Genomic DNA, 416 nt, shown 5'->3' on the forward strand with positions numbered 1-416 from the left:
GCCGAGGACGGCAAGGGAAAAGGTCTGCGCGCGACCACGATCGGCGAGCTGGACGCGGCCGTGAAAGCCGCACTTGCGCATAAGGACGGTCCGGTTCTGATTGAATGTGTCATTCCGCGCGATGACTGCACCAGCGAACTGATCTCGTGGGGGCGGCATGTGGCGACTGCCAATGCCCGTCCGCCAGCGCACTAAACATTATTCCGCGCAACGGGTGGCCTGTCGGCTACCCGGTCTGTCTGAATATTCTTATTGTTCTGGAGCTTCCATGCCGCCTGCACTTTCATCTGCGCCTGCTTTTTCCGCGTCGGCGGCAGGGGGCGCACAAGCCGCGCCGACCAGGCCCCAGAAACTCCAGCCGCTCTATGTTCTGGCGTGGTTCCTCTGCGCGCTGTTCTATTTCTATCAATATGCCA

The 416-nt window shown here is 60.6% G+C and carries 1 pseudogene; it reads left to right on the forward strand.

What is annotated here, in order from left to right:
* Nucleotides 1-195 (forward strand): annotated as a pseudogene (locus J2D73_RS20265) (pyruvate decarboxylase); the annotation flags it as partial.
* Between the last annotated feature and the right edge of the window lie 221 nt (nucleotides 196-416).

The organism is Acetobacter sacchari, from assembly GCF_017377715.1.
Taxonomy (GTDB): domain Bacteria; phylum Pseudomonadota; class Alphaproteobacteria; order Acetobacterales; family Acetobacteraceae; genus Acetobacter; species Acetobacter sacchari.